The sequence below is a fragment of the Polaromonas sp. genome (assembly GCF_043778355.1).
In the GTDB taxonomy this organism is placed as follows: Bacteria; Pseudomonadota; Gammaproteobacteria; order Burkholderiales; family Burkholderiaceae_C; genus Polaromonas.
On record NZ_JAYWHI010000077.1, the window covers coordinates 29,018 to 53,467 of the forward strand.

General features: G+C 62.8%; 23 protein-coding genes. 7 read left to right on the forward strand and 16 right to left on the reverse strand.

Annotation, left to right across the window (positions count from 1 at the left end):
• Positions 1-41: 41 nt before the first annotated feature.
• The 6 genes from ACH2CW_RS11430 to ACH2CW_RS11455 all read right to left on the reverse strand — a co-directional run bounded on the left by ACH2CW_RS11430 (position 42) and on the right by ACH2CW_RS11455 (position 5,528).
• A complete protein-coding gene (locus ACH2CW_RS11430; protein WP_395058170.1) occupies positions 42-845 on the reverse strand; it encodes a ThiF family adenylyltransferase in 804 nt (267 codons plus the stop codon).
• Positions 845-1,960 (reverse strand): YeeE/YedE family protein, encoded by a 1,116-nt coding sequence (locus ACH2CW_RS11435; protein ID WP_395058172.1) that lies wholly within the window; start codon positions 1,958-1,960, stop codon positions 845-847. Before ACH2CW_RS11435 ends, ACH2CW_RS11430 begins: the two co-directional genes overlap by 1 nt.
• A 134-nt stretch (positions 1,961-2,094) precedes the next feature.
• Positions 2,095-2,856, reverse strand: a complete 762-nt coding sequence (gene ybgF / locus ACH2CW_RS11440; protein WP_395058174.1) for a tol-pal system protein YbgF — start codon at positions 2,854-2,856, stop codon at positions 2,095-2,097.
• Between the two features lie 14 nt (positions 2,857-2,870).
• Positions 2,871-3,413, reverse strand: a complete 543-nt coding sequence (gene pal / locus ACH2CW_RS11445; RefSeq protein WP_395058176.1) for a peptidoglycan-associated lipoprotein Pal — start codon at positions 3,411-3,413, stop codon at positions 2,871-2,873.
• A gap of 47 nt (positions 3,414-3,460) precedes the next feature.
• On the reverse strand, positions 3,461-4,783 hold the full coding sequence (gene tolB / locus ACH2CW_RS11450) for a Tol-Pal system beta propeller repeat protein TolB (protein WP_395058178.1): 1,323 nt from the start codon (positions 4,781-4,783) through the stop codon (positions 3,461-3,463).
• The gene (locus ACH2CW_RS11455; RefSeq protein ID WP_395058180.1) at positions 4,764-5,528 is read right to left on the reverse strand and encodes a glycosyltransferase family 2 protein; all 765 of its coding nucleotides are present in this window, start codon (positions 5,526-5,528) and stop codon (positions 4,764-4,766) included. Before ACH2CW_RS11455 ends, tolB begins: the two co-directional genes overlap by 20 nt.
• Before the next feature lie 520 nt (positions 5,529-6,048).
• Here ACH2CW_RS11455 and msbA point away from each other — a divergent pair.
• Positions 6,049-7,851, forward strand: coding sequence for a lipid A export permease/ATP-binding protein MsbA (gene msbA, locus ACH2CW_RS11460; RefSeq protein ID WP_395058182.1), 1,803 nt, complete (start codon positions 6,049-6,051; stop codon positions 7,849-7,851).
• Entirely contained in the window at positions 7,848-8,720 is an 873-nt protein-coding gene (locus ACH2CW_RS11465; protein WP_395058184.1) for a glycosyltransferase, read from the forward strand. The genes msbA and ACH2CW_RS11465 overlap by 4 nt, the downstream gene beginning before the upstream one ends.
• Here the strand turns inward: ACH2CW_RS11465 and ACH2CW_RS11470 are convergent.
• The 10 genes from ACH2CW_RS11470 to ACH2CW_RS11515 form a co-directional block, all read right to left on the reverse strand.
• Positions 8,704-9,897 (reverse strand): glycosyltransferase family 4 protein, encoded by a 1,194-nt coding sequence (locus ACH2CW_RS11470; protein ID WP_395058186.1) that lies wholly within the window; start codon positions 9,895-9,897, stop codon positions 8,704-8,706. The genes ACH2CW_RS11465 and ACH2CW_RS11470 overlap by 17 nt on opposite strands.
• A complete protein-coding gene (locus ACH2CW_RS11475; RefSeq protein WP_395058188.1) occupies positions 9,894-10,640 on the reverse strand; it encodes a polysaccharide deacetylase family protein in 747 nt (248 codons plus the stop codon). Before ACH2CW_RS11475 ends, ACH2CW_RS11470 begins: the two co-directional genes overlap by 4 nt.
• Before the next feature lie 26 nt (positions 10,641-10,666).
• Positions 10,667-12,145 carry a ribonuclease G gene (gene rng / locus ACH2CW_RS11480; protein WP_395058190.1) on the reverse strand — a complete coding sequence of 493 codons (1,479 nt, stop codon included), beginning with the start codon at positions 12,143-12,145 and terminating at the stop codon, positions 10,667-10,669.
• 9 nt (positions 12,146-12,154) lie between these two features.
• Positions 12,155-12,757: a Maf family protein gene (locus ACH2CW_RS11485; protein WP_395058192.1), complete on the reverse strand. Its 603-nt coding sequence runs from the start codon at positions 12,755-12,757 to the stop codon at positions 12,155-12,157.
• A gap of 129 nt (positions 12,758-12,886) precedes the next feature.
• On the reverse strand, positions 12,887-13,354 hold the full coding sequence (rlmH, locus tag ACH2CW_RS11490) for a 23S rRNA (pseudouridine(1915)-N(3))-methyltransferase RlmH (RefSeq protein WP_395058194.1): 468 nt from the start codon (positions 13,352-13,354) through the stop codon (positions 12,887-12,889).
• Positions 13,351-14,124, reverse strand: coding sequence for a ribosome silencing factor (gene rsfS, locus ACH2CW_RS11495; RefSeq protein ID WP_395058196.1), 774 nt, complete (start codon positions 14,122-14,124; stop codon positions 13,351-13,353). Before rsfS ends, rlmH begins: the two co-directional genes overlap by 4 nt.
• Before the next feature lie 35 nt (positions 14,125-14,159).
• Positions 14,160-14,753, reverse strand: coding sequence for a nicotinate (nicotinamide) nucleotide adenylyltransferase (nadD, locus tag ACH2CW_RS11500; RefSeq protein ID WP_395058216.1), 594 nt, complete (start codon positions 14,751-14,753; stop codon positions 14,160-14,162).
• 32 nt (positions 14,754-14,785) lie between these two features.
• Complete coding sequence (gene hemF / locus ACH2CW_RS11505) at positions 14,786-15,697, reverse strand: oxygen-dependent coproporphyrinogen oxidase (protein ID WP_395058198.1); 912 nt, start codon at positions 15,695-15,697, stop codon at positions 14,786-14,788.
• 105 nt (positions 15,698-15,802) lie between these two features.
• Positions 15,803-17,119: a phosphoribosylamine--glycine ligase gene (gene purD / locus ACH2CW_RS11510; protein ID WP_395058200.1), complete on the reverse strand. Its 1,317-nt coding sequence runs from the start codon at positions 17,117-17,119 to the stop codon at positions 15,803-15,805.
• Between the two features lie 27 nt (positions 17,120-17,146).
• Complete coding sequence (locus ACH2CW_RS11515; RefSeq protein ID WP_395058202.1) at positions 17,147-17,872, reverse strand: YebC/PmpR family DNA-binding transcriptional regulator; 726 nt, start codon at positions 17,870-17,872, stop codon at positions 17,147-17,149.
• Between the two features lie 228 nt (positions 17,873-18,100).
• Here ACH2CW_RS11515 and ACH2CW_RS11520 point away from each other — a divergent pair, with 228 nt between their 5' ends.
• From ACH2CW_RS11520 to ACH2CW_RS11540, 5 genes are all read left to right on the forward strand, one after another.
• Complete coding sequence (locus ACH2CW_RS11520) at positions 18,101-19,582, forward strand: helicase HerA-like domain-containing protein (protein WP_395058204.1); 1,482 nt, start codon at positions 18,101-18,103, stop codon at positions 19,580-19,582.
• A 108-nt stretch (positions 19,583-19,690) separates the two neighbouring features.
• Entirely contained in the window at positions 19,691-21,004 is a 1,314-nt protein-coding gene (locus tag ACH2CW_RS11525) for a GTP cyclohydrolase II (RefSeq protein WP_395058206.1), read from the forward strand.
• On the forward strand, positions 20,997-22,292 hold the full coding sequence (locus ACH2CW_RS11530; protein ID WP_395058208.1) for a URC4/urg3 family protein: 1,296 nt from the start codon (positions 20,997-20,999) through the stop codon (positions 22,290-22,292). Before ACH2CW_RS11525 ends, ACH2CW_RS11530 begins: the two co-directional genes overlap by 8 nt.
• 19 nt (positions 22,293-22,311) lie before the next feature.
• Positions 22,312-22,953 (forward strand): uracil phosphoribosyltransferase, encoded by a 642-nt coding sequence (gene upp, locus ACH2CW_RS11535; RefSeq protein ID WP_395058210.1) that lies wholly within the window; start codon positions 22,312-22,314, stop codon positions 22,951-22,953.
• Positions 22,954-23,044: 91 nt separating this feature from the next.
• Entirely contained in the window at positions 23,045-24,328 is a 1,284-nt protein-coding gene (locus tag ACH2CW_RS11540) for an amidohydrolase family protein (protein ID WP_395058212.1), read from the forward strand.
• Positions 24,329-24,450 lie beyond the last annotated feature (122 nt).

Genomic DNA, 24,450 nt, shown 5'->3' on the forward strand with positions numbered 1-24,450 from the left:
AAGCCTTGAATTATAGCGTTATTTTTTCGGGCTTTGCAAACTCACGCTGCAATTTTGTGGAGCACCCAGCCGGCCGCACACAGGCCGAAGGTCGAGGTCACGCTGACGACCGATCCATAGCCGTGGCAATTGAGACTGCCGTCGCTTTGTTCGTCGCCGGAGACCACGCACGCCGGGCCATCGTTGTCATCCGACCCGGCGGCCACCGATGCCGCTGGCTGCATCACGGCCTCGCGGCTGAACACGCAGGCGACACCGATTTTTCCCTTGCGCGCCGCGCCCTGCTCCTTGCGCAGCCGGTAACGCAGTTGCGCCAGCAAGGGGTCGTGCGTGACCAGCGCAAGATCGTCGATGTCGACCTTGTGCGCGTGACGCTTGCCACCGGCTGCACCGACGCTGATCAAATTGATTTTGTTTTTAATGGCCCAGGCCGCCATCGCGGTTTTGGCCCTGACCTGGTCGCAGGCATCAATCACGGAGACGTGTTCACTTCCCTGCAGCCCGGCGATCACCGGCCAGTTGGCGGCATCGACAAATTCCTCAACACACGCCACTTCACACGCGGGGTGGATGTGCGCGATGCGTTCGCGCATGGCCAGCACCTTGGCCTGCCCCACTGTGTTGTCCAGCGCGTGGATCTGGCGGTTGATGTTGGACTCGGCGATGTGGTCGAGGTCAATCAAGGTGAGCCTGGCCACGCCGCTGCGCGCCAGCGCTTCAGCGGCCCAGGAGCCGACGCCGCCCAAGCCAACCACGATCACATGGGCACTGCGAATTTTTTGAGCACCCGCTGCGCCGTAAAGACGCGCCAGGCCACCGAAGCGGCGTTCCAGATCAGCATCCACTAGACGCTGCGCTCCAGCCGCCAGACCTGGTAACGTACACCGGCCACGCAGCCTGCCAGGATCGCCGCCACGGCCACGAAGCTGGTCGCGCTCAGCGTCGAAATGCCCGACAAACCCTGACCGATGGTGCAGCCCATGGCGGTCACGCCGCCCACGCCCATCAATACAGCGCCCACCAGGTGGTTGCCGGTGTCTTCGGCGTCGCGAAACCCTTCCCAACGGAAGCTGCGCGTGAGCAGCGAATACACGGCCGAGCCGGCCACCACACCAAACACCGACACGATGCCGACGGTCAGCAATTTGGCCTTATCGCTGAAGAACATCAGCCAGTCCACGGTGAAAGCCACCGGTGCGACAAAACTCAGCGCCTCCATGCGGCCCGAGTTGGTGGCCAGAAAAGTCTCCTGCAGCGTATCGGGATGCTCGGCGACATAACCCAGGTGGCCGCTGACCCACCACATGGCCGCAACCACCGCGCCAATGCCCAGGCCGGCCAGCAGGTTGTCAAAGCTGCGAAAGTCCGCGCCCAGCAGGGCCCAGATGATCAAGCCGCCACCAAGTACCAATGCAATCACGAGGCCGGCCAGCACTGGGGATACACCCGCCACAGCACCAACCCAGTTCGACAGCGCTGCGTTGCTGGTGAAGTCAAGGGCTACCCGGTCCACCGTGGCCACACGCAGCACGGCGGTGATCCCCTTGAGTGTGGCAAAGGCGGCCACAGCCATGACCACAAACACCACCAGCGACTTCAGGTTGCCACCGCCGATACGAACCAGCGTCTTGCTGCCGCAGCCGGACGCCAGCACCATGCCGAAGCCAAACAGCCCGCCGCCCACCAAGGCCGACAGCCAGATGAAACGGTTCGAGGCATACAGGGTTTTGGAGGGGTCAATCAGACCGGCAGCGGCCATGCCATAAAAGCCGATCATCGCCACACCGATGGCCATGCCCCACATGCGCATGCGGGTCCAGTCGCCCATGTTGAGGATGTCGCTGACCGCCCCCATGGTGCAAAAATGCGTGCGCTGGGCGATAGCGCCAAACAGCATGGAGAGGATGAATGCCGCCCAGAGAACCTGGGTGGTGAGGGCGTTGAGCTGGGAGGTGTCCATCGCCCGATTTTACGGCCGTCTAGCGTGGATGCGCCTCTTCACCAGCTGGGGCCGCAGAACCGGCTCTGCCGGGCCGCGCGCGCAGCGCCCCTCCGGGGAGCAGCGTATTACACGCCGTGAAAAGCGTCGCGGCTTTACTTCAGTTTGCTGAGACGATCCTTGGCCACCGCGGCAGCTTCCGACTGCGGATAGGCCTTGAGCAGATCCTGCAAGGTCTTGCGAGCGCCGTTGATATCCTTGAGCTCGACCTGGCAGTTGGCCACGGCCAGCACCGCCTCGGGCGCACGAACGTGCTCGGTATCGGTAGCCACCAGGGTGCGGAAATTGGTGATGGCATCGCGGTAATTGCGCAAGGCGTACTGTGCATTGCCGAGCCAGAACAGGGCCGGTGCCTTGTAGCCGCTTTGCGGGTAACGCTTGAGAAAATTGGTGAAGGCCACCTGCGCCGGGGCAAATTCACCCTTGCGCATCACTGCCAGCGCGGCCTCGAACTCCTGCTTCTCCGCCGGCTCCGCAACAAATTCCCTGCCGTCGACCGTCACCTTGGATGGCTCGAACTTGCTGAGCCGGGCGTCGAGCCCCTGTGACAAATCCTTCTGGATGCGCTGAACCTCGGACAACTGGCGGGTCACCTGTTCGCCCTGCCCGCGCATTTGCGCCATCTCGCTGCGCAGCGCATCAATCTGGCCTGACAGCTCCAGCAGGCTGCGCCTGAGCTGCGCATTGTCCTCGTTGGCCTTGCGCAAATCCTCGTTCATGCGCTGCTGCGACACGTCCAGCCGCTGGCGCATCTCAAGAATCGCCTTGCGCGCCTCATCGTCTTCAAACAGGCCCGCATGGGTGTTGAAAGCCAACACGCAGGCCACAGCGGCCAGGACAATCCGGAAGTGCGTCAAGATGGGGCTCCGGTTTAACGGTAGTTGAATTCAGCGCGGCGGTTCTTGGCGAAGGAGTCTTCGTCGGTGCCGGTCGCAGCTGGTTTTTCTTCGCCGAAGCTGACGGCTTCAACCTGCGCATCGGTCGCGCCCAGCAGGCCCAGCGCGCGGCGCACGGCTTCGGCACGTTTTTGGCCCAGCGCCAGGTTGTATTCGCGGCCACCGCGCTCATCGGTGCTGCCTTCAATCACCAGTTTGCGCGCCTTGTTGGCGCTCAGAAAACGGGCATGGGCTTCGACGGTGGCCTGCGCTTCAGGCTTGATGACAAAGCTGTCGTAATCAAAATAAATCACGCGGGCGGCGCCGGGAGGGCCAGCCAGTGAGGGATCGGTGGCGCCGATCAGCACCGGGGCCACGTCGCGGCCGGTCACGCCGGAGGCGTCACCGGTGGCGCTTGGGGCTGTTGTCACCGGTGCCCGGTTTTCGACCGGCACATCATTGAGCTTGACGCCGGAACTGCAACCGACGATGACAGCAGTCAGGGTGATGATGGCGGAGAGAGAAAAGATGCGTTTCATAAATACCTTGGCTAAAAATTAAAAAGAGGAGGATTAGCGCTGCTGGACTACCTCTGGAAAGGTCCCCAGTCAGGCTCGCGTATGTCTCCGGTGGAGCCGGTCAGGCGGGCTTTAATTTTTCCGTCCAGCGTGGTGGTCAGCAGGGCTTCGCGGCCTTGCTGCTGCGTGGCATAAACGACAAGACGGCTGTTGGGCGCAAAACTCGGGCTTTCATCGCCGTTGGTGTCGGTGATGGCTGTTGCAGTTCCCTTGCCCAGCTCCATGACGTGCAGTTTGAAGGCGCCACCGATGCGGGAAATATAGGCCAGCCAGCGGCCGTCCGGACTGATGGCCGGGGATATGTTGTAACTCCCGGTAAAGGTCACGCGCTCTACGTTGCCGCCCGAGGCCCCCATGCGGTAGATCTGCGGTGAGCCACCCCGGTCACTGACGAAATAGATGAAGCGGCCATCGGGAGAAAACGCCGGCTCGGTATCGATGCTGGCAGATTGCGTGAGGCGGCGCGGCTCTCCCCCTGCCGCAGCAATCGCGTAGAGTTGCGAGCCGCCATCCCGGCTCAGCGTGGCGACCAGCTGGCTGCCATCGGGCGACCAGGCCGGCGCGCTGTTGGAGCCGCGGAAATTGGCGAGCAGGCGACGTTTCCCGGAAGCCACGTCGTGGGCATAAATCACCGGCTTGCGTGACTCGAAGGACACATAAGCGAGCTGCGAGCCATTGGGCGACCACGACGGAGAAATAATCGGTTCGGGGCTGGCCAGCGCCGACTGCGCGCCCTCCCCGTCAGAATCTGCCACCCACAGGTTGTAACGTGTGCCGGCCTTGGTCACGTAGGCGATGCGGGTCGAAAAAACGCCCTTCTCGCCGGTCAGTTTTTCGTAAACAAAGTCGGCGATGCGGTGCGCCGACAGGCGCAAATCGCTCTGCGGCACCACATAACTCTGGCCGCCCAGGTCCTGCCCGCGCACCACGTCCCAGAGGCGGCAACGCACGTCGTAGCGCCCATCGGCCAAACGTGTGACGCTGCCGGTCAGCAAAGAGTCTGCAGCACGCTGGCGCCATACGGACAAGTCGGGCCGGGAGCTTTCGTCAAGCGGGTTGCCGCTGGCATCGACCGCGCGAAACTGGCCACTGCGTTCGAGATCCGCCTGGACGATGGCGGCGATTTTTTGCGGGGACTGCGCGTCACCGCGAAAGGCGGCAATCGCTATTGGCAACTGGGTCAGGCCCACACCCGACACCTCGACGCGAAACTGGGCCCAGGATGCCGGCATCATGGACAGCGCGCCCAGGCCAGTCAGGCCGGCGATCAGGCTGCGTCGGCCCGGCAGGCAATCTACAGGCGGGAAATTTTCAGGTTTTTTTGGGTGCATTTTGCTGGTTCAAACAATACAGAGTGAAGTATTTGCCGAAGGCGGCCTGGGCCTGCATGGCGCAGACGGCGAAGCCCATGCTGCCGTCGAGGATGCCAAGGCGAAAAACATAACTTTTCAGGAAGGCCATCAGGCCCGATATTACCGCCCGCGGCATGGAACTGGGTCTGCCACGCGCGTGGGCCTGCTGGGCCCAGGCCAGGCTGTATTGCTCAAGCTTGCGCCAGTAGTGCGCGGGCGTGGGATAACTGTAATGCAGCAGGCGGGAATTCAAGCGGACCACGGCGCCGGACTTGAGGATCACACGCTCATGCACGAGATCGTCGCTGAAGCCGGCCTGACCGCGCCGGAACAGGCGCAGTACCCGGTCCGGGGTCCAGCCGCAATGATGGATCCATTGCCCGCAAAACTGCGTGAGACGCGGAATCTCGAAGGCATCGGCGGCGCGGTTTTGCATGGCCTGTTGAATCTCCAGCGCCAGCTCCGGTGTGACGCGTTCGTCGGCGTCGATGGAGAAGACCCAATCGTGTCTGGCCAGGCTCAGGGCCAGGTTTTTTTGCGGACCAAAACCAGGCCAGGCCTGGGTTTGCGTCACCTCCGCCCCGAAGTCACTGGCAATGGCGCGGGTGTTGTCCGTGCTGGCGTTGTCCACCACGACCCATTGGTCTGCAAATCGGACGGACTCCAGGCATGCCTGCAAATTGGCCTCTTCGTTTTTGGTGATGATGATGACGGAAAGGCTCATGGTGCGTGATGTGTTGAAGTCCCAATCAGCCGCTGCCATTCACCTGCCTGATCAAGTTGACGATTGTGAATGCTGCGCGCAGGAAGGCTTGTAGGAATTGGCCTTCAATTGTTCCACGATAATGCTGGCTTGTTGACTCTATGGTCCTCAAGGGCCTGCTCCCACTATTTATGCAAGATGCGTTGCGAGTCAAAAAGGTCATGCGTGAGGCGCAAAATGCAGCCGGGCTGGCGCCCGGCAAGGCTTTGCAACGCTGCGCATGGCCTTTTTGGCCGCAACCCGAAGGGAATATGGTTAAAACAACGCCACTCGTTGTTGCACTCCTATCTCAGCCGCCCAGGCTGAGCGTCGTCGCGCGCCTGGATTGGCGCTGTTTTAACCATATTCGCACTTGCATAAATAATGTGAGCAGGCCCTGGGCAGCATCCATGCCAAAAATCGCAGTGAACTTTACCCGTGTGTATGCGGGGCGGATGCAAACACAGGCTGGGCGGTCGGCTTCGGCGTCCGGGGTTTCCGCTTGACACGCGGCGTCGTTCCCGCCCGCGAATCGATTGCGCCAGCGCCCATCAGGCAACGGCTGCGGCGCATCTGGCCGTATTTCAACCAGTCCCGCAGCGCCTGGGTGATCGCCATAGGCGCCACCGTGATCGCGTCTGCCACCGAACCGCTGGTGCCGGCCTTGCTCAAACCTTTGCTCGACAAGGGCTTCCAGAAAGGCGGCATTGATTTGTGGGTGATACCGGTGTCGCTGATTCTGCTGTTCGGGGTGCGCGGTTTTGCCGGGTTTGTGGCGCAGATTGCACTGGCCAAGGTCACCAATCTGGGCTTGCTGGAACTGCGCAAAGCCATGTTCGGCAAGCTGCTGTCGGCGCGGCTGGACCTGTTTTCGAGCCAGTCGGCCAGCGCCCTTGCCAACACGGTGGTGTATGAGGTGCAAAACGGCTCATCCATGCTGGTCAACTCGGTCATGGGCCTGACGCGCGACACCTTGACCCTGCTGGCCCTGTCGAGTTATCTGCTCTACCTGAACTGGAAGCTGACCCTGATCGTGACGCTGCTGATACCGGCTGTGGCCTGGGTCATGCGTGTGCTCTCCAGCCGGCTTTACCGGCTCACCAAGGCCAGCCAGAGTGCGACCGATTCGCTGGCGTATGTGGTGGAAGAAAACGTGCTGGCTCACCGCGATATCCGACTGCATGCGGCGCAGGGTGACCAGGCCAGGCGTTTCGCGCAGCTCAGTGATGCATTGCGGCGCTTGTCCATGAAGTCCATCGCCGCGTCTGCCGCCATGACCCCCACCACGCAGATGCTGGCGGCGGTCGCCCTGTCGGCCGTGATTTCGGTGGCCCTCGTGCAAAGCGCGACCGACGGTACCTCGGTCGGCTCGTTTGTGGCTTTTGTGACGGCCATGCTGATGCTGGTGGCGCCCATCAAGCACCTGTCAGAGGTCGCCAGCCCGATCACACGCGGTCTGGCAGCGCTGGAGCGCGGGCTTGATCTGATGGAAAAAACACCTGACGAACAAGGCGGCAGTTTTTTCAAGCTCCGGGCAGACGGGCACATCCGGTTCATCAACGCCCGCGTGGCCTATGGAAACGAGGGGGCGACGGCAGTGGACTCGGTAAGTCTGACCATCCACCCCGGTGAAACCGTGGCGCTGGTAGGCGCGTCCGGCGCGGGTAAAACCACGCTGGTCAATCTGTTGCCGCGTTTTGTGGAGCCGACGTCCGGTTCCATCGAACTCGATGACCATGACCTGCGTGAATGGCAGATAGATGCGCTGCGCAGCCAGTTTGCGCTGGTCAGCCAGCATGTGGTGATGCTCAACGACAGCATTGCGGTGAATGTGTCGCTGGGCGCCGAGCTGGACCGCGCACGTGTGCAGCGCTGCCTGCAGGCCGCCAACCTTGAGCGTTTTGTTGCCGATCTGCCGCAAGGCATGGACACCCTGGCCGGCCACAATGCCACGCAGTTGTCTGGCGGCCAGCGTCAGCGCCTGGCCATTGCACGTGCGCTCTACAAGGATGCGCCGGTGCTGATCCTCGACGAAGCCACCTCGGCGCTGGACACCGAATCCGAGCGTGCTGTGCAGGAAGCGCTGCAACGCCTGATGCACAACCGCACAACGCTGGTCATCGCACACCGGCTGTCCACCGTGCAACATGCCAGCCGAATCGTGGTCATGGACGCCGGCCGCATTGTGGAGACCGGCACCCATGCCGAGCTGGTCACCCGCGACGGCCCGTACGCCCGGCTGTACCGGCTGGGCCTGTACGATTCCGATCTCTCGAAAAATCCAGCCTCCATGCAACTCTCATGACAGTTTCCATCAGTGGTTTCACCTTCATCCGCAACGGTGTTGAACTGGGCTTTCCCTTTGAAGCTTCGATTCGCTCGCTGCTTCCGCTGGTCGACGAATTTGTGGTGGCCGTCGGCCGCGGCAATGACGACACATTGGCTCGCGTGCTGGCCATCGGCGACCCAAAAATTCGCGTGATTGAAACCGTCTGGAACGAACGCATGGCCGACCGGGGCTTTGTGTATGCCCAGCAAAAAATGATTGCCCAATACGCATGCACCGGCGACTGGGCGTTTTACCTGGAAGGCGATGAGGTGGTGCACGAAGACGACCTGCCCGCCATCCGCGCCAGCGTCGAAAAGCACCACGCCAACCCCGAAGTGGAAGCACTGGTGTTCGATTACCGCCACTTTTATGGCTCGGCGCAGTGGGTCTCGATCAGCCCTGGCTGGTACCGCCGCGAATGCCGCTTGATCCGCAACACCATTCGCTCCTACGCGCCCGACGGCCAGTACTGGCTGGTCACCACCGAGCACAAAAAACCACGCAACCCCAAGGCCGCGCTGGCCAATGCACACATCTTTCACTACGGCTGGATCCGTCGCAACGAAGACATGCAGAAAAAACTCGACCAGGTCAGCAAATACTGGGCGAGTTCGACCAAGATGGAAGTGCACTACAGCCAGTTTGACGCGCGGGCGCTGGAGTCTTTTCATGGCACGCATCCCGCCGTCGCAAAAGAGTGGCTGGCCACCGGGGCCGAGCAGGCCTTGCGGATTGATCCAGCCTACCAGCCCACCCGCAAGGAAAACAAATACCACCTGATGCGGCGAATCGAACTGCTGACGGGGCTGGACTTCAGCCGCAAACACTTCAAGCTGGTCGCTTGAGTGTGCGTGCCTCAGCTTTTGAGGCAGCCAGCGACGACAGGTACACCGCCTCTTGCTGGCGTGCGATGTCTTCCCAACGGTAATGACTCGCAAAAAGCCGCCCTTGCCTGCCAAACGCCCGGCGCAAACCCTCGTCCCCGGAGATCAGCCGTAGCGCTGCGCCCAGCTCCTGCGCACTGCGCGGGTCATCAAGCAGCAGCGCATTCACGCCATGGCTCAGCAAGCCGGAGATACCGCAGTAGGTCGCGCTGCTGACCACCACCGGCAAGCTGTGCGCCATGGCCTCCAGCACCACCATCGCAAACGTATCTTCGAGTGTCGGGTGCACCAGCGCGTCTGCTGCACGGTAGGCCGGCGCTACGTCCTGCAGCGCACCCAGAAAAAACACGCGGGCGACGACACCGAGCGACTCGGCTCGCCGCCTGAATTCGGGAATATGCGCAGGGTTGCCGACCACGGCAAGCACCACCTGCTCAGGCAGCGTCGCCAGGACCTCAAGCAAATTGACCAACCCTTTTTTACGGTAATCGTTACCAACAAACAGCAGGCAAAACCGGGCGGGCGGAAGGCCCAGCGCGATCCTGGCCGCCAGCCTGTCCTCCTGGTTGGGGAGCGCCGGGAGCGTCACACCTGGCGTGATCACCGTCGTCATCGCGCGGGAGCCGGGATAGGTCGCCGCCATCGTCAGGCCCAGGTTGTCCGAGGTCACCACGATGCGTCGTGTTTTTTCAGGCTGGAACCTCAGTCGCTCCAGCCCAAGGTAGGTCAGCAGCCGGGGGCTGCTCACCACCTTGATCCAGCGCAGCAGACGGCGCGCACCGGTTCGTCCATGAAACAGGTTGTGCCTGACCGGCACCACATGCACGGTCTGCACCTGGCCATGCCAGGTGTTTTCATGGGAATGCACGATGTCGAAACCGGTGCGGGTGGCGCGCCAGGTGGCAAAGGCGTACCAGAGCTGGTTGAGCCAGCGCGGCTTGCGCATGGGCATCGAAACACGGTGGTAACTCACGCCAGGCGCATGGTGATTGATCTGCTGCGCGAACACATGCACATCATGGTGCAGCGCCAGTTGCTCGACCAGCGCGATCGAATACCGCTCTGCGCCGCCCCCCGTGCTGTCAAAAATACGGTTGAGCACCGCAATACGAAGCCGTTGCGGTGCAGCCGGGCTCAAGCGCGCTCCCGGTCTTCGTAGGCTGTGGCGATTTTGAGCCAGAACACCGGCAGGCTGGTCGAGCGCACCACGGGCACACGCGGCAACTCCAGCAAATTGCCATTGATGGTGCTGCGGCCCCGGCGCGTGGTGGTGACGGTCTCGAAGCCGGCCTCACGCGCCATAAGCACATGTTCCGGCGCGTATTCGCCATAGGGGTAGCAAAAGTGCTGAACCGGCGTGGCCAGCAGGGCTTCAAGTGCCGCCTTGTCCTGCGTCATCTCGCCCAACGCCGTCGGTGCGTCGCTTTGCAGCAGGCGCACATGGTTTTGCGTGTGCGAACCCACTTCCTGCCCGCCAGCCACCCACAGTCGCAACTGGGCGGCATCCATCAGCGGCACCTGCGCGATCCCGATCTCGCGGTCCCAGGCATTGGTCTGACCCAGCAAGTTGCTGACGGCATAACAAGTCGAGGAAAAGCCATGGCGTTGCAGCACCGGCAGCGCTTGCGTGAGGTTGTTCAGATAACCGTCGTCGAAGGTGATACCCACCACCTTGCCGCTTCTTTTACCCTTCAGATAAGGCAGCAAGGCGCTCATGGACAGGCCCTGGTACCCGAGCAGTTTGAGCAGCGCCATCTGGCGCGAGAAGGCTGCGGGCGACACATACAGGCCGCGAAATGGCGCCCCCCTGGGTGGCGCTTCGCTGATCTGGTGATACACCAGAATCGGAATGGACGGCGATGAACTGGCGGCGGCAGACATATACAGGACGCTATTTTTGCAGCAACTCAGAGCAACACAATATCGTATTGTTCCTGCGCCATCGCCGCTTCCGCCTGCAGCGAAATAGGTTTGCCGATGAAATTGCTCAGTCCAGCCAGGTGCTGGCTTTCTTCATCGAGAAACAGTTCGATCACCTTGGGTGATGCAATCACCCGGAACTCGCGGGGGTTGAACTGGCGCGCTTCGCGCAGAACTTCGCGCAGGATGTCGTAGCCGACGCTGCGTGCTGTCTTGACCACGCCTTTTCCCATGCAGGCGCTACAAGGCTCGCACAACTGATGCGCCAGTGACTCGCGGGTTCGCTTGCGGGTCATCTCCAGCAGACCCAGCGCTGAAAACCCATTGACGTGGGTCTTGATGCGGTCACGCGCCAGTTGTTTCTGGAATTCGGCCAGCACGGCGTCGCGGTGGCTGACCTGCACCATGTCGATGAAGTCGACAATCACGATGCCGCCGAGGTTGCGCAGGCGCAGTTGCCGGGCAATCGCCAGCGAGGCTTCAAGGTTGGTTTTGAAGATGGTGTCGTCGAAATTGCGCGCGCCGACAAAACCGCCGGTGTTGACGTCCACCGTGGTCAGCGCTTCGGTCTGGTCAATGATCAGGTAACCGCCGGATTTGAGATCCACCCGCCGGCCCAGGGCCTTGGCAATTTCCTCATCGATATTGAACAGGTCAAAAATCGGCCGCTCGCCACTGTGCAGTTGCAGCCGTTGCAGGGTGGCAGGCATGAACTCCGTGGCAAACAGCTTGAGCTGGTCGAACTGCTCGCGCGAATCAATGCGTATGCTCAGCGTGTTTTCCACCACCATGTCGCGCAGCACGCGTTGCAGCAGACTCAGATCCTGGTGCAACACCGACGTCGGCGGCAGCCGGAGCGCGGCATCCTTGATGCGGGCCCAGGTCTTGCGCAAATAAGCGATGTCTTCGCCGAGCTCCGCGTCGGTCGCGTCCTCGCCATTGGTACGCAGGATGAAACCACCACCCATGTCGCCGGTCAGGGCCTGCAGTCGCTGGCGCAGTTCCTCGCGTTGTGCCGACGGAATTTTCTGCGACACACCGATGTGATTGTCCTGCGGCAGAAACACCAGCAACCGGCCGGCAATGCTGACCTGTGCGGTCAGCCGGGCGCCCTTGGTGCCTATCGGGTCCTTGAGCACCTGCACCATCATGGCCTGGCCCTCGAACAGCTGCTTTTCGATCGGCCGTGGGGCCGCCGGGCTGGACGCGCCGTCGTTGTCGGCATGGCGGCTGGCGATGCTGCTCATGAGGTCGGCCACATGCAAAAACGCCGCGCGCTCCAGGCCGATGTCGATAAAGGCCGACTGCATGCCCGGCAGCACCCGCACCACCTTGCCAAGGTAGACGTTGCCGACTAGACCGCGCTCCAGCGTGCGCTCCACGTGCAATTCCTGCACCGCGCCGTATTCGACCACCGCCACGCGGGTTTCCTGGGGGGACCAGTTGATCAGGATGTCTTGTTGCATCTGTTGTCTCTATATTTTCAAGCCGGCTGCGCGCAGCAATCCGCCCGTTTCATGCAGGGGCAAACCCATGATGCCCGAATAACTGCCGCTGATATGACGGATGAACATGGCCGCCCTGCCCTGCACCGCATAGGCGCCGGCCTTGCCCATGGGTTCACCCGAGGCCACGTAGGCGCGGATCTGCGCCGGGGTCATGGGTGTGAAGGTCACGCGGGAGACGCTCAGGGCCTGCAGGCGCTTGCGCCCGGACTGCACCGCGACCGCAGTCAATACCCGGTGCGTGGTGCCCGCCAGCTCACCGAGCATACGCGCAGCATCGGTTTCATCGGCCGGCTTGCCATAGATGCACCGACCCAGCGCCACCGTGGTGTCTGAACACAAGACGGGCGCGGGCGGCAAGCCGCGATTTTTCAAGCGGGCGACGGCAGCGTCGAGCTTGAGCTGCGTCACGCGCTGCACATAGGCGGTGGGCGACTCGCCTGAAAGCACCACCTCCAGCGCCTCGCTGTCTTCAGCGGCATCTGGCAGCAGCAACTGGCAATCAACACTCAACTGTTGCAGCAATTGGCGGCGGCGCGGGCTTTGAGAGGCGAGGTAGATAAAGTCAGTCATGGGGGAGGATCAATGAAACCAGGCTGTCATCCCGGCCTCTGAGCCGGGATCCATCGTGGCGAGCCCGTGACCTCACTTTTTGCGAGGCATGAATCCCGGATCGAGTCCGGGATGACACTCTACTTGTCATCATTCTCGATGATAGGGATGATTCACCGTGATGCTCCAGGCGCGGTACAGCTGCTCGATCAGCAGCACACGCACCATGGCGTGCGGCAGGGTCAGGTCCGACAGGCGCAAACGCTCGTGCGCGGCTTGCTTGAAACCCGGATCCAGGCCATCTGGCCCGCCAATCACGATGGCCACGTCGTCGCCGCCCAATTGCCAACCTGTGAGCCGGGCCGACAACGCCACCGTGGTCACGGCCGTACCACGTTCGTCCAGCGCCACGATCCGTGTGCCTTTGGGAATCACACCTTCAATCCGCTGGCGCTCGGCGGCCAGCAGGGTGTCCAAAGTCTTGGATGCGCGCGGCTCGGTCTTGACGGCCTTGAGTTCGACCTTCAGTTCCGGCGGAAAGCGTTTGGCGTAGTCGTCGTAAGCGGTCTGCGCCCAGTCGGGCACCTTCTGGCCGACGGCAACAATTGTCAGCCTCATTGGCTCCGGGTGGAGGTCTTGCGAGCGGCTGGTTTTTTGGCGGCGGATTTGGCCGCCGTTTTAGCGGTCGTTTTCCTGGCTGCCACTTTTTTGGTGGCGGGAATCTTGACGATTGGCGTCTTTGCCGCTGTTTTCTTCGCGACCGGTTTGGCAGCCGGCTCGGTCACCGGAGCGGCGGCGTTCCGTTTGGCCGTCCAGTCATTGGTCTTGCCGACACGGCCGACATAGGTGCCGTCATCGGTGCGGGCAGTTTTCTTCGCGGCGGGTTTGGCTGCCACTTTTGCAGGCGGCTTCGCCGATTTGGCTGCGGGCTTGCCGGTTGCGCGGCCTTTCGCCGGCTTGGCCACCTCTTCGGGCTCAGGTTTGGAAGCCTTGACCAGCGGCGCCGGCGCACCAAGCTTGAGCTTGACCGGCTTGTCGCCCCACAACTCTTCGAGGTGGTAATACTGGCGGATGGTCGGCTGCATGATGTGTGCCACGGCGGCGCCGCAATCCACGATGATCCACTCGCCGTTTTCTTCGCCCTCAATGCGCGGCTTGGAGAAACCGGCGTCACGCACGGCATCACGCACACTGGCGGCCAATGCCTTGGTTTGCCGGTTGGAGGTGCCCGAAGCGATGATCACGCGTTCGAACAGTGAAGTGATGTGTTCCGTGTCAAACACCTGGATGTCTACCCCTTTCACATCTTCCAGCCCATCAATGATGGCTCGCTGCAGTTTCTGGACGTCTTTTTTGGCAGCGGTGGTGTTGGCGGGGGTGGAGGTCATGCAGTGTGGGCTTCAATAAAAATAAAGGGGTCGAATCAGGGCGAAATATAGAGACGATGGCGCTCAATATAACGCGCAACGGCCTCGGGAACCAGCCGGACCAGGCCTTGCGGCGTTGCAGTGCCCGCAGTGATTTGCCGCCGGATATCGGTGGCACTGAGGGGCATCAGGGGCAATTGCAGGTGTACAAGCGGTCGCAAAAGCCGGATTTTGGGGTTAAATCCGGCCTCAGCCCATGTCGGGTCTGTACGGTCTGCTATACAAATTATAGCTATCTGGAGCAGGTCTTCCCAGCGGTGCCAGCTTTTCAGCGCCGCAAACTGGTCTTTGCCGATGATCAGGTAGAGCTGGGCACCGGGGTTTTCGACCTGCAGCGCCTCCAGCGTGTCGATGGTGAAGCTCGGTCCGGCGCGCTGGAGTTCGCGCGGATCGACCTGCACCCGCGCCAGCCCGTCAAACGCCAGTTGGCTCATGGCCAGCCGGTGTTCCGGAGCGCTGAGCGCCCTCTCCTTGTACCAGGCCTGCCCGGTCGGAATGACCAATAGAGCATCGAGCTGCAGTTGGGCGACGGCTGCACTGGCCAGCGCGACATGGGCCACATGTGGCGGGTCAAAAGAGCCGCCAAACATGCCGATGCGCCGCGCGCTGGCAGCCGGTTCGCTCAAAGCCAGTCCCGCCGTATCAAAAACGCCTTGTAAAGCCGATCTTCCGCCGACCCGGCTTCTACTGCGCGCTGGTAGGACCAGCTGACCAGCGGCGGCATCGACATCAGGATGGACTCGGTGCGCCCGCCCGACTGCAGGCCGAAATGGGTGCCACGGTCCCACACCAGGTTGAATTCGACGTAGCGGCCACGACGGTAAAGCTGGAAATCACGCTCACGCTCGCCATACGCCATGGCCTTGCGGCGTTCGACGACAGGCAGGTAAGCCGGCAGGAAGGCATCGGCGACCGATTGCATCATGGCCAGGCTGCCGTCAAAGCCCAGTTCCTGGAAGTCATCAAAAAACACGCCGCCGATGCCGCGCTGCTCATCGCGGTGTTTCAGGTAGAAATACTCGTCACACCAGGTCTTGAAGCGCGGGTACTTGTCCTCGCCGAACGGCGCCAGCGCGTCGCTGCAGGTCTGGTGGAAGTGACGCGCGTCCTCTTCAAATCCGTAATACGGCGTCAGGTCCATGCCACCGCCAAACCAGGACACTGGCGCGCCCGACGCCGGCGTGGCGATCAACATGCGCACGTTCATGTGCACCGTCGGCACGTAGGGGTTGCGCGGGTGAAACACCAGCGACACGCCCAGCGCTTCAAATGGCGCGCCGGCCAGTTCGGGCCGGTGCTGCGTCGCCGAAGGCGGCAGCCGCGGGCCGCGCACGTGCGAGAAGCCGCAGCCGGCGCGTTCGAACACCTGGCCCCCTTCCAGGATCATGGTGGTGCCATTGCCCTGCAGCGGCTCGTCCGGCGCCTTCTGCCAGGGATCAACAGCAAACACCCCGCCGTCGATGGCGGCGATGCTGGCGGTGATGCGCTGCTGCAGCGCCAGCAGGTAACTGCGAACGTGGGAGGTGTCTGTCATGGTCTTCATTTCACTGGAATGTGAGCCGACGAAAAGAGGGAGTGGCGACAGTGCCAGGAAGCAGTTGGACCGACCAAGACTGCGACGGCTGGCAATCCATGCCCATCAGGGCTTGATCGCCCGGAATCCGATGTCCTTGCGGTATTGCGCGCCGTCAAAATGGATGGTCCTGGCGGTCTCGTAAGCCTGGTGCTGCGCCTCTTTCACCGAACTGGCCAGCGCCGTGACACACAACACGCGCCCGCCCGAGCTCAGCACGCTGCCTTTGGCGCCGCCCTCAGCGGTGGCCGTGCCGGCATGAAACACCACCGTGTCGTCAGCGCCGGACGTGTTGACCGGCGGCAGGCCGGTGATCACATCACCCTTGCGCGGCTGCAGCGGGTAGCCGTGCGCGGCCATGACCACACCGAGCGCCACACGGCGGTCCCATTCGAGCTCGACCTCGTCGAGCTTGCCGGAGGTCGCCGCCATCATTACGTCGAACAGGTCCGACTTGAGCCGCATCATGATGGGCTGGGTCTCGGGGTCACCCATGCGGCAGTTGAACTCCAGGGTTTTGACCTTGCCGTCGGGCGTGATCATGAGGCCGGCGTACAGGAAACCGGTGAAGGGAATGCCGTCTTTTTCCATGCCCCTGATGGTCGGCAGGATGATCTCGCGCATGGCGCGGGCATGCACCGTGGGTGTGACCACCGGCGCCGGCGAGTAGGCACCCATGCCGCCGGTGTTCGGGCCCTGGTCGCCGTCAAGCAGGCGTTTGTGGTCCTGGCTGGTCGCCATCGCCGCCACGTTTTTGCCGTCGCACATCACGATGAAGCTGGCTTCCTCGCCGTGCAAAAACTCCTCGATCACCACACGCGCGCCGCCGGCATTGTGCGTCACGCCCAGCGGGTTGAAGCTGGGGTCGGGCGCCAGCATGAATTCAATCGCTTCGTGCGCTTCGTGCAGGCTCACGGCCACCACCACGCCCTTGCCGGCGGCCAGGCCGTCGGCCTTGACCACAATCGGCGCGCCCTTTTCGTCCACATAGGCATGGGCTGCCGTGGCATCGGTGAAGGTCTCGTACTCGGCCGTCGGAATACCGTGGCGCTTCATGAAGGCCTTGGAAAACGCCTTCGAGCTTTCCAGTTGTGCGGCAGCTTTGGTCGGGCCGAACACCCGCAGGCCGTGCAGACGGAACTCGTCAACAATGCCGGCCGCCAGCGGCTGCTCGGGGCCAACCACGGTCAGTGCGATCTTTTCAGCAAGCGCCCATTCACGCAATGCCTTCACATCGGTGATGGCGATGTTTTCCAGCCTGGCGTCCAGCGCCGTTCCGCCGTTGCCCGGCGCAACGTACACCGCCTGCACCTTGGGAGACTGGGCGAGCTTCCAGGCCAGCGCATGTTCACGGCCACCGCCGCCCACCACTAAAACTTTCATGCGGGAACTTTCATTGGTTTGATTTTCTTATTCCGAAATGGCTGCATTGTGGAAAACGTCCTGGGTATCGTCCAGGTCCTCCAGCACGTCCAGCAGGCGCTGCATTTTTTCGCCCTCTGTGCCTGCCATTTCGATCATGTTGTCAGCACGCATGGTGACTTCGGCCACCTCGGGCGTCAGGCCAGCCGCTTCGAGCGCATTCTTGACAGTCTCGAACGCCGTGTAGGGCGTCAGCACCTCGATGGCGCCGTCTTCGTGGGTGATCACGTCGTCAGCGCCGGACTCCAGCGCCACTTCCATGATCTTGTCTTCGCTGGTGCCGGGCGCAAAAATCAGCTGGCCGCAGTGTTTGAACTGGAAAGCCACCGAGCCTTCGGTGCCCATGTTGCCGCCGTGTTTGGAAAACGCATGCCGCACCTCGGCCACGGTGCGCACCTTGTTGTCGGTCATGCAGTCCACGATGATGGCCGCGCCGCCGATGCCGTAGCCTTCGTAACGCACTTCCTCGTAATGCACCCCTTCCAGGCTGCCGGTGGCCTTGGCAATGCCGTATTTGACGTTTTCATTGGGCATGTTGGCCGCCTTGGCCTTGTCCACCGCCAGCCGCAGCCGCGGGTTGGTACCCAGGTCGCCGCCGCCCATGCGGGCCGCGACCATGATTTCACGCATCACACGGGTCCAGATCCGCTGGCGTTTTTCGTCCTGCCGCCCCTTGCGGTGCTGAATATTCGCCCATTTACTGTGACCGGCCACGGAAATCCTTTGGAATTGATTTAATCTACAAACCGTATTTTACTTTTAGGGAGCTCTGCACAGCTCCGCGCGAGTTCGTACAGTCCGGATCGGGATGAGCTGCCAGGCGCGTTTTGCAGCCAATAGCATGACTATTGGCAAGAAAGGCAACGCCGCAGATCGCCTGAGCCCGGGCTGTCACGGACCGCGAGGGGTGGTGCAGAGCTTCCTCCAACTACAGGACACCCCATGGCCGAGCCCTTTCTGATTGCCCGGAACGCTTCCACCACCTGTGAGCTGCTTCCAGCGCTGGCCAACCGGCACGGCCTGATCACCGGCGCTACCGGCACCGGCAAGACGGTGACCTTGCAGACGCTGGCGGAAAACTTCTCGAAAATCGGCGTGCCGGTTTTCATGGCCGACGTCAAGGGCGACCTGGCCGGTATCAGCCAGGCCGGAAACATCGGCGACAAGATGGGCGCCGTGCTGAAAGATCGTGGCATCACCAAGCCGGAGCCGCTGGCCTGCCCCACCACAGTGTGGGACGTGTTCGGCGAGCAGGGCCACCCGGTGCGCGCCACCGTCTCCGACATGGGCCCGCTGCTGCTGGGCCGAATGTTGGGCCTCAACGAGACCCAGGCCGGCGTCATCAACCTGGTCTTCAAGATCGCCGACGACGCCGGCATGCTGCTGCTGGACCTCAAAGACCTGCGCGCCATGCTGCAGCATGTGGGCGACAACGCCAGCAAGTTCACCACCGAATACGGCAACATCAGCGCCGCCAGCGTGGGTGCGATCCAGCGCGGCTTGATGCAGATCGAAACCCAGGGCGGCGACAAGTTCTTCGGCGAGCCCATGCTCAACATCAGCGACTTCATGCAGACGGTCGACGGCAAGGGTGTCATCAACATCCTGGCTGCCGACAAACTCATGAACTCGCCGCGCCTGTACGCCACCTTTTTGCTCTGGATGTTGTCGGAGCTGTTTGAGCAGTTGCCCGAGATCGGCGACCCGGACCAACCCAAGCTGGTGTTTTTCTTCGACGAGGCGCACTTGCTGTTCAAAGAGGCGCCCAAGGCGCTGATCGAACGCATCGAACTCGTGGTGCGGCTGGTGCGATCCAAAGGCGTCGGCGTTTATTTCGTCACGCAGAACCCGCTGGACATTCCCGATTCGGTGCTGGCCCAGCTTGGCAACCGGGTGCAGCACGCGCTGCGCGCCTTCACACCGCGCGACCAGAAGGCCGTCAAGGCGACGGCCCAGACCATGCGGCAAAAACCCGGCCTGGACATCGAGACCGCGATCACCGAACTGGCGGTGGGTGAGGCGCTGGTGAGTTTTCTCGACAGCAAGGGCCGACCCAGCATCACCGAGCGCGCCTATGTGCTGCCGCCCGGCAGCCAGATTGGCCCGATCACGCCGCAGCAGCGCAATGTCCTGATTGCCGGTTCGCTTGTGGCAGGGGTTTATGAAAAAGCGACAGATCCCGAGTCAGCCTACGAGATGCTGAAGGCCCGCACCGAAGCTGCACAGGCCGAAACCGCCAAGGCAGCCGAAGCTTCCGGCGGCTTCATGGGCGGCCTGAGCGACGTGTTGTTTGGCTCCAAAGGCCCGCGCGGCGGCCAGCGCGACGGCATGGTGCAGCAGGTGCTCAAGTCCGAAGCCCGCAACCTGGCGCGTCAGGTCTTGCGCGGTGCGCTGGGGAGCATCCTGGGGGGCAAGAAGCGCTGAACGCTCGCCCGCGCGGCGATTTATCTGCGCCGGCAGTTGCTTTTCCGGCACAGCCCTTGCAAGCCTCGGATGTCGTCGGTACATTCGATTTTTTGAAGGGTTCCCTTTATGCCTGCCGAGCTTGCCAAGCCTTCTGACACGGTTGCCGACACCCCGCCCACCAGCGCACCGACCGCTTCGAGTCCCTCCCCCCGCCACATCCGGCTGACCTCGCACGCGGGCGGTCAGGGCGCGTTGCCGATCCACTGGGCTGCTGCCACCGCCACCGAGCGCGGGCCGGTCATAGGCACCACCACCAACCGCAGCCACCGCAATGTGATCGGCACCCACAGCGGCTCCTACAGCGTGTACCGCGCGCTGGCCGTGGCGTCGGGCGCGCTGTCAGCCAGCCACAAGGCCGACCTGACCAACACCTCGCCGACCGACATCATCGGCCCCTACCCGCAATGGAGCGAACCGGGACGCATCGTCGCGATGGACCCCTGGGGCGCGACCGTGGCCGATGTGTTCGCGGCTGAACTGGCAGCCGGCTACGACATCCGCCCGACGATTGCCGTGACGCAGGCGCATGTGATCCTGCCCGAGGTGATCGAGGCGCTGCAGTCCGGCCGGCTCAAGGCCGACGGCAAATACCTGACCGCCGGCGGCGCGGCCATGGTGACCAAGGTGGCGGTCGAGCCGGTCTGGTACCTGCCCGAAGTGGCGCGGCGTTTTGGCTGCAGCGAGACCGATTTGCGCCGCGTCTTGTTCGAGGAAACCGGCGGCATGTACCCCGAGCTGGTGACGCGCAGCGACCTGGAGGTCTTTTTGCCGCCCATAGGCGGGCTCACCGCCTACATCTTCGGCAAACCACGCGACCTGGCCAACCCCGACATCGAACTGACCGCCCGCGTGCATGACGAATGCAACGGCTCCGACGTTTTCGGCTCTGACATCTGCACCTGCCGCCCTTACCTGACCCATGCCATTGAAGAATGCATTCAGGGCGCGCAGCGTGGCGGTGTCGGTCTGGTGTCCTACTTTCGCAAGGAAGGCCGGGCGCTCGGTGAGGTCACCAAGTTCCTGGTCTACAACGCGCGCAAGCGCCAGGTCGGCGGCGACACCGCTGACCAGTACTTCAACCGCACCGAATGTGTAGCGGGGGTGCAAGACATGCGTTTCCAGGAGCTGATGCCCGATGTGCTGAACTGGCTGGGCATACGCAAGATCCACCGGCTGGTCTCCATGAGCAACATGAAGTACGACGCGATCACGGCCGCCGGCATTGAGGTGGTCGAGCGCGTCAACATCCCCGACCACATGATTCCCGCCGACGCCCAGGTCGAGATGGACGCCAAGATGGCGGCTGGCTACTTCACGCCCGGCGCGGTGCCGACGGCCGAAGAGCTCAAAAAAGCGAAAGGCCGGGGGCTGGATGCCTGAAGCTGTCACCACCCACCCCCAAACCGCTATCGATTCAGTAGCTGCTTACGCCCGCCAGACAGGGGCTACAGCCGAATTACGCTCCACAAAAACGATACGCAGCCGGGCGCAGGCCCTGCTGGCGCGTGCACGCCGCGGCGAGTCGACCTGGTTTGCGGTCAACGATGGCGCCATGCTGACCGCCGCCGCGCTGGTGGCTGAACTCACCCGCGCGCGTTACCCCGATCTGGTGATTCCGTACCACAGCCGCTGGCGGCATTTCGAGGCCGGTGGCGTGGACCGGCTGGCGCAACTCAACACTGCCTTGGGTTCCATCGGCCCCGCTGAACGCGCCCGTGCGCAAATTGACCTGGCGCTGGTCAGCGTGCTGCTCGACGCTGGCGCCGGGCCCAGTTGGTGTTACCACGAAGCCGCCATCGGCGAGCATCCGGCCCAGGAGTTCACCCGCTCCGAAGGCCTGGGTGTGGCGAGTTTTCATGCCTTCATGGCCGGCCTGTTTTCCAGCGACCCGGCGCAGCCGCTGCAGGCCGACGCCGCCGGCCTGCAGGCCCTCACGCCAGAACGCCTGGCTGCAGCGTTTCAGGTCGGCCCCGACAACCCGCTGATCGGCGTCGACGGCCGCGCCGCGCTGCTGCGGCGCCTGGGGCAGACGCTGCAGGCCAACCCGACGGTGTTCGGCCAACCCGGCCGGCCCGGCCACCTGTTCGACCGCCTCGCGTCCACCGGCAGCGGCACAGTGCAGGCGCACGATGTGTTGTCGCTGCTGCTGAGCGGCCTGGCGCCCATCTGGCCCGCGCAGAACGCGCTTGATGGCGAGCCACTCGGCGACTGCTGGCGCCACCCGGCCGCTGGCCAAGAGGCCGACGGCCCGAGCCGCGGCTGGATGCCCTTCCACAAACTCTCGCAGTGGCTGACCTATTCGCTGCTCGAACCGTTTGAGTGGGCCGGCGTGCAGGTCCAGGGCCTGGACGCGCTGACCGGCCTGCCGGAATACCGCAACGGCGGCCTGTTTCTTGATGCCGGTGTGCTGATGCTCAAGAACCCGGCGCTGGCCGGGCGCCTGCACGCCCCCGGCGACGAGCTGATCGTTGAATGGCGCGCGCTGACGGTGGCCCTGCTCGACGAACTCGCGCCGCGGGTGCGCGAACAGTTAGGATTGAGCGCCGCACAGATGCCACTGGCCTGTGTGCTGGAAGGCGGTACCTGGGCGGCAGGCCGCGCGCTGGCGCAGCAATTGCATGAAGGCCAACCGCCTCTGAACATCCAGAGCGACGGCACCGTATTTTGAATCAAAGGCAAGACAAGACATGAGCACCCGTAACGACAAAGTCCACCTGATCGACCACCCGCTGGTGCAGCACAAGCTCACGCTGATGCGCCGCAAGGACGCGTCCACCAACACCTTTCGCACCCTGCTCAACGAGCTCAGCATGCTGATGGCCTACGAGGTCACGCGCGACATGCCGATGCAGGACATCGAAATCGAAACCCCGCTTGAAAAAACCATCTCCAAGGTCATCGACGGCAAAAAGCTGGTGTTTGTGTCCATCCTGCGCGCCGGCAACGGCATTCTTGAAGGCATGCTCAGCGTGGTGCCGGGCGCGCGTGTCGGCCACGTCGGTCTGTACCGCGACCCGAAAACCCTGACCGCCGTCGAGTACTACTTCAAGATGCCGCACGACATGGAGGAGCGCGACATCGTCATCGTCGACCCGATGCTGGCGACAGGCAACTCGGCCATTGCTGCGGTTGAGCGCCTGAAGGAGCTCAACCCCAAGTCGATCAAGTTCGTCTGCTTGCTGACCTGCCCCGAAGGGATCGCCGCGCTGCAAAAAGCCCACCCGGACGTGCCAATCTACACCGCCGCCATCGACCGCGAGCTCAATGACCACGGCTACATCCTGCCGGGCCTCGGAGACGCCGGCGACCGTATCTTCGGCACGAAATAGACCTCCAGCCCCTATGCAGCGGGCGCAAGCAGCTCCTGATTCGATAGCGCCTTCGTCGCCGGTTTGCGGCATCCAACCACGAGGCTGACACATGCTGGACCTGCTGATCATCAACGCCTCCCTGCCCGACGGCCGTACCGGCATGTCGATCGCCGTGTTGAACGGCAAGATCACCGAAGTCGTCGATGGACCGATCGCCGGCGTGCAGGCGCTTGAGACCGTGGACGCCGGCGGCTATTTGCTGAGCCCGCATTTTGTGGACCCGCACTTCCACATGGACGCCACGCTGAGTTACGGCCTGCCGCGCGTCAATGAAAGCGGCACCCTGCTCGAAGGCATTGCGGTGTGGGGCGAGTTGAAACCCTCACTCAAGGCTGAAGCCATCATCGAACGCGCCCTGACCTACTGCGACTGGGCTGTGGCCAAAGGCCTGCTCGCCATCCGCAGCCATGTGGACACGAGTGATGCCAGCCTGCTGGCGGTGGACGCGCTGCTGGAGGTCAAGAAACAGGTCGCGCCTTATATCGACCTGCAGCTCGTCGCTTTCCCGCAGGACGGTGTGTTGCGCAGCCAAGGCGGTGTCGAGAATTTGAAACGCGCGCTTGACAAGGGTGTCGACGTGGTCGGCGGCATCCCGCATTTCGAACGCACCATGGCCGAGGGCACCGCCAGCGTGAGGCTGCTGTGCGAGATCGCCGCCGAGCGCGGGCTGCTCACCGACATGCACTGCGACGAGTCGGATGATCCGCTGAGCCGCCACATCGAAACCCTGGCGTTTGAGGCCCAACGCCTGGGCCTACAAGGCCGCGTCAACGGCAGCCATTGCACGTCCATGCACAGCATGGACAACTATTACGTGAGCAAGCTGCTGCCGCTGATTGCCGAGAGCGGCGTCAGCGTCATCGCCAACCCGCTGATCAACATCACCTTGCAAGGCCGCCACGACACCTACCCCAAACGCCGCGGCATGACCCGCGTGCCCGAACTCATGGCCGCCGGCGTCAACGTCGCCTTCGGCCACGACTGCGTGATGGACCCCTGGTACGGCATGGGCAGCGGCGACATGCTCGAAGTCGCCCACATGGGCCTGCACGTGGCGCAGATGACCAGCCAGAAAGGCATTCGTGACTGTTTTGATGCAGTGACGGTCAACGCCGCGAAGGTGATGCACCTCGACAACTACGGTATCGCACCGGGCTGCGATGCGAGTTTTGTGCTGCTGCAGGCGCGGGACGGGGTGGAGGCCATCCGGTTGCGGGCGAATCGATTAAAAGTGTGGAAGAAGGGACAGTTGCTGGCGCAGACACCCGAGGTGGTGGCGAGCTTGACCGTCGCACACCGACCGACCCAAACCGCCTTCTTCAAGGTAAGTTAAAACTTGCAGCTTCCCCCTTGAAGCGCATGGCTCTCAAGGCACCGGCAGCACGATATCCACCCGCCCGCCGCCCATAAAGCTGCACGCCAGCGTCAGTTCCCCGTGATGGCTTGCCACCAGGT

Bases quoted from the DNA above. Each gene is read 5' to 3' on its own strand.
- ACH2CW_RS11435 (WP_395058172.1), bottom strand. From the start codon at position 1,960: ATGGACACCTCCCAGCTCAACGCCCTCACCACCCAGGTTCTCTGGGCG.
- pal (WP_395058176.1), bottom strand. From the start codon at position 3,413: ATGAAACGCATCTTTTCTCTCTCCGCCATCATCACCCTGACTGCTGTC.
- tolB (WP_395058178.1), bottom strand. From the start codon at position 4,783: ATGCACCCAAAAAAACCTGAAAATTTCCCGCCTGTAGATTGCCTGCCG.
- ACH2CW_RS11455 (WP_395058180.1), bottom strand. From the start codon at position 5,528: ATGAGCCTTTCCGTCATCATCATCACCAAAAACGAAGAGGCCAATTTG.
- ACH2CW_RS11465 (WP_395058184.1), top strand. From the start codon at position 7,848: ATGACAGTTTCCATCAGTGGTTTCACCTTCATCCGCAACGGTGTTGAA.
- ACH2CW_RS11475 (WP_395058188.1), bottom strand. From the start codon at position 10,640: ATGTCTGCCGCCGCCAGTTCATCGCCGTCCATTCCGATTCTGGTGTAT.
- rng (WP_395058190.1), bottom strand. From the start codon at position 12,145: ATGCAACAAGACATCCTGATCAACTGGTCCCCCCAGGAAACCCGCGTG.
- ACH2CW_RS11485 (WP_395058192.1), bottom strand. From the start codon at position 12,757: ATGACTGACTTTATCTACCTCGCCTCTCAAAGCCCGCGCCGCCGCCAA.
- rlmH (WP_395058194.1), bottom strand. From the start codon at position 13,354: ATGAGGCTGACAATTGTTGCCGTCGGCCAGAAGGTGCCCGACTGGGCG.
- rsfS (WP_395058196.1), bottom strand. From the start codon at position 14,124: ATGACCTCCACCCCCGCCAACACCACCGCTGCCAAAAAAGACGTCCAG.
- nadD (WP_395058216.1), bottom strand. From the start codon at position 14,753: ATGTTTGGCGGCTCTTTTGACCCGCCACATGTGGCCCATGTCGCGCTG.
- hemF (WP_395058198.1), bottom strand. From the start codon at position 15,697: ATGACAGACACCTCCCACGTTCGCAGTTACCTGCTGGCGCTGCAGCAG.
- purD (WP_395058200.1), bottom strand. From the start codon at position 17,119: ATGAAAGTTTTAGTGGTGGGCGGCGGTGGCCGTGAACATGCGCTGGCC.
- ACH2CW_RS11520 (WP_395058204.1), top strand. From the start codon at position 18,101: ATGGCCGAGCCCTTTCTGATTGCCCGGAACGCTTCCACCACCTGTGAG.
- ACH2CW_RS11525 (WP_395058206.1), top strand. From the start codon at position 19,691: ATGCCTGCCGAGCTTGCCAAGCCTTCTGACACGGTTGCCGACACCCCG.
- ACH2CW_RS11530 (WP_395058208.1), top strand. From the start codon at position 20,997: ATGCCTGAAGCTGTCACCACCCACCCCCAAACCGCTATCGATTCAGTA.
- upp (WP_395058210.1), top strand. From the start codon at position 22,312: ATGAGCACCCGTAACGACAAAGTCCACCTGATCGACCACCCGCTGGTG.
- ACH2CW_RS11540 (WP_395058212.1), top strand. From the start codon at position 23,045: ATGCTGGACCTGCTGATCATCAACGCCTCCCTGCCCGACGGCCGTACC.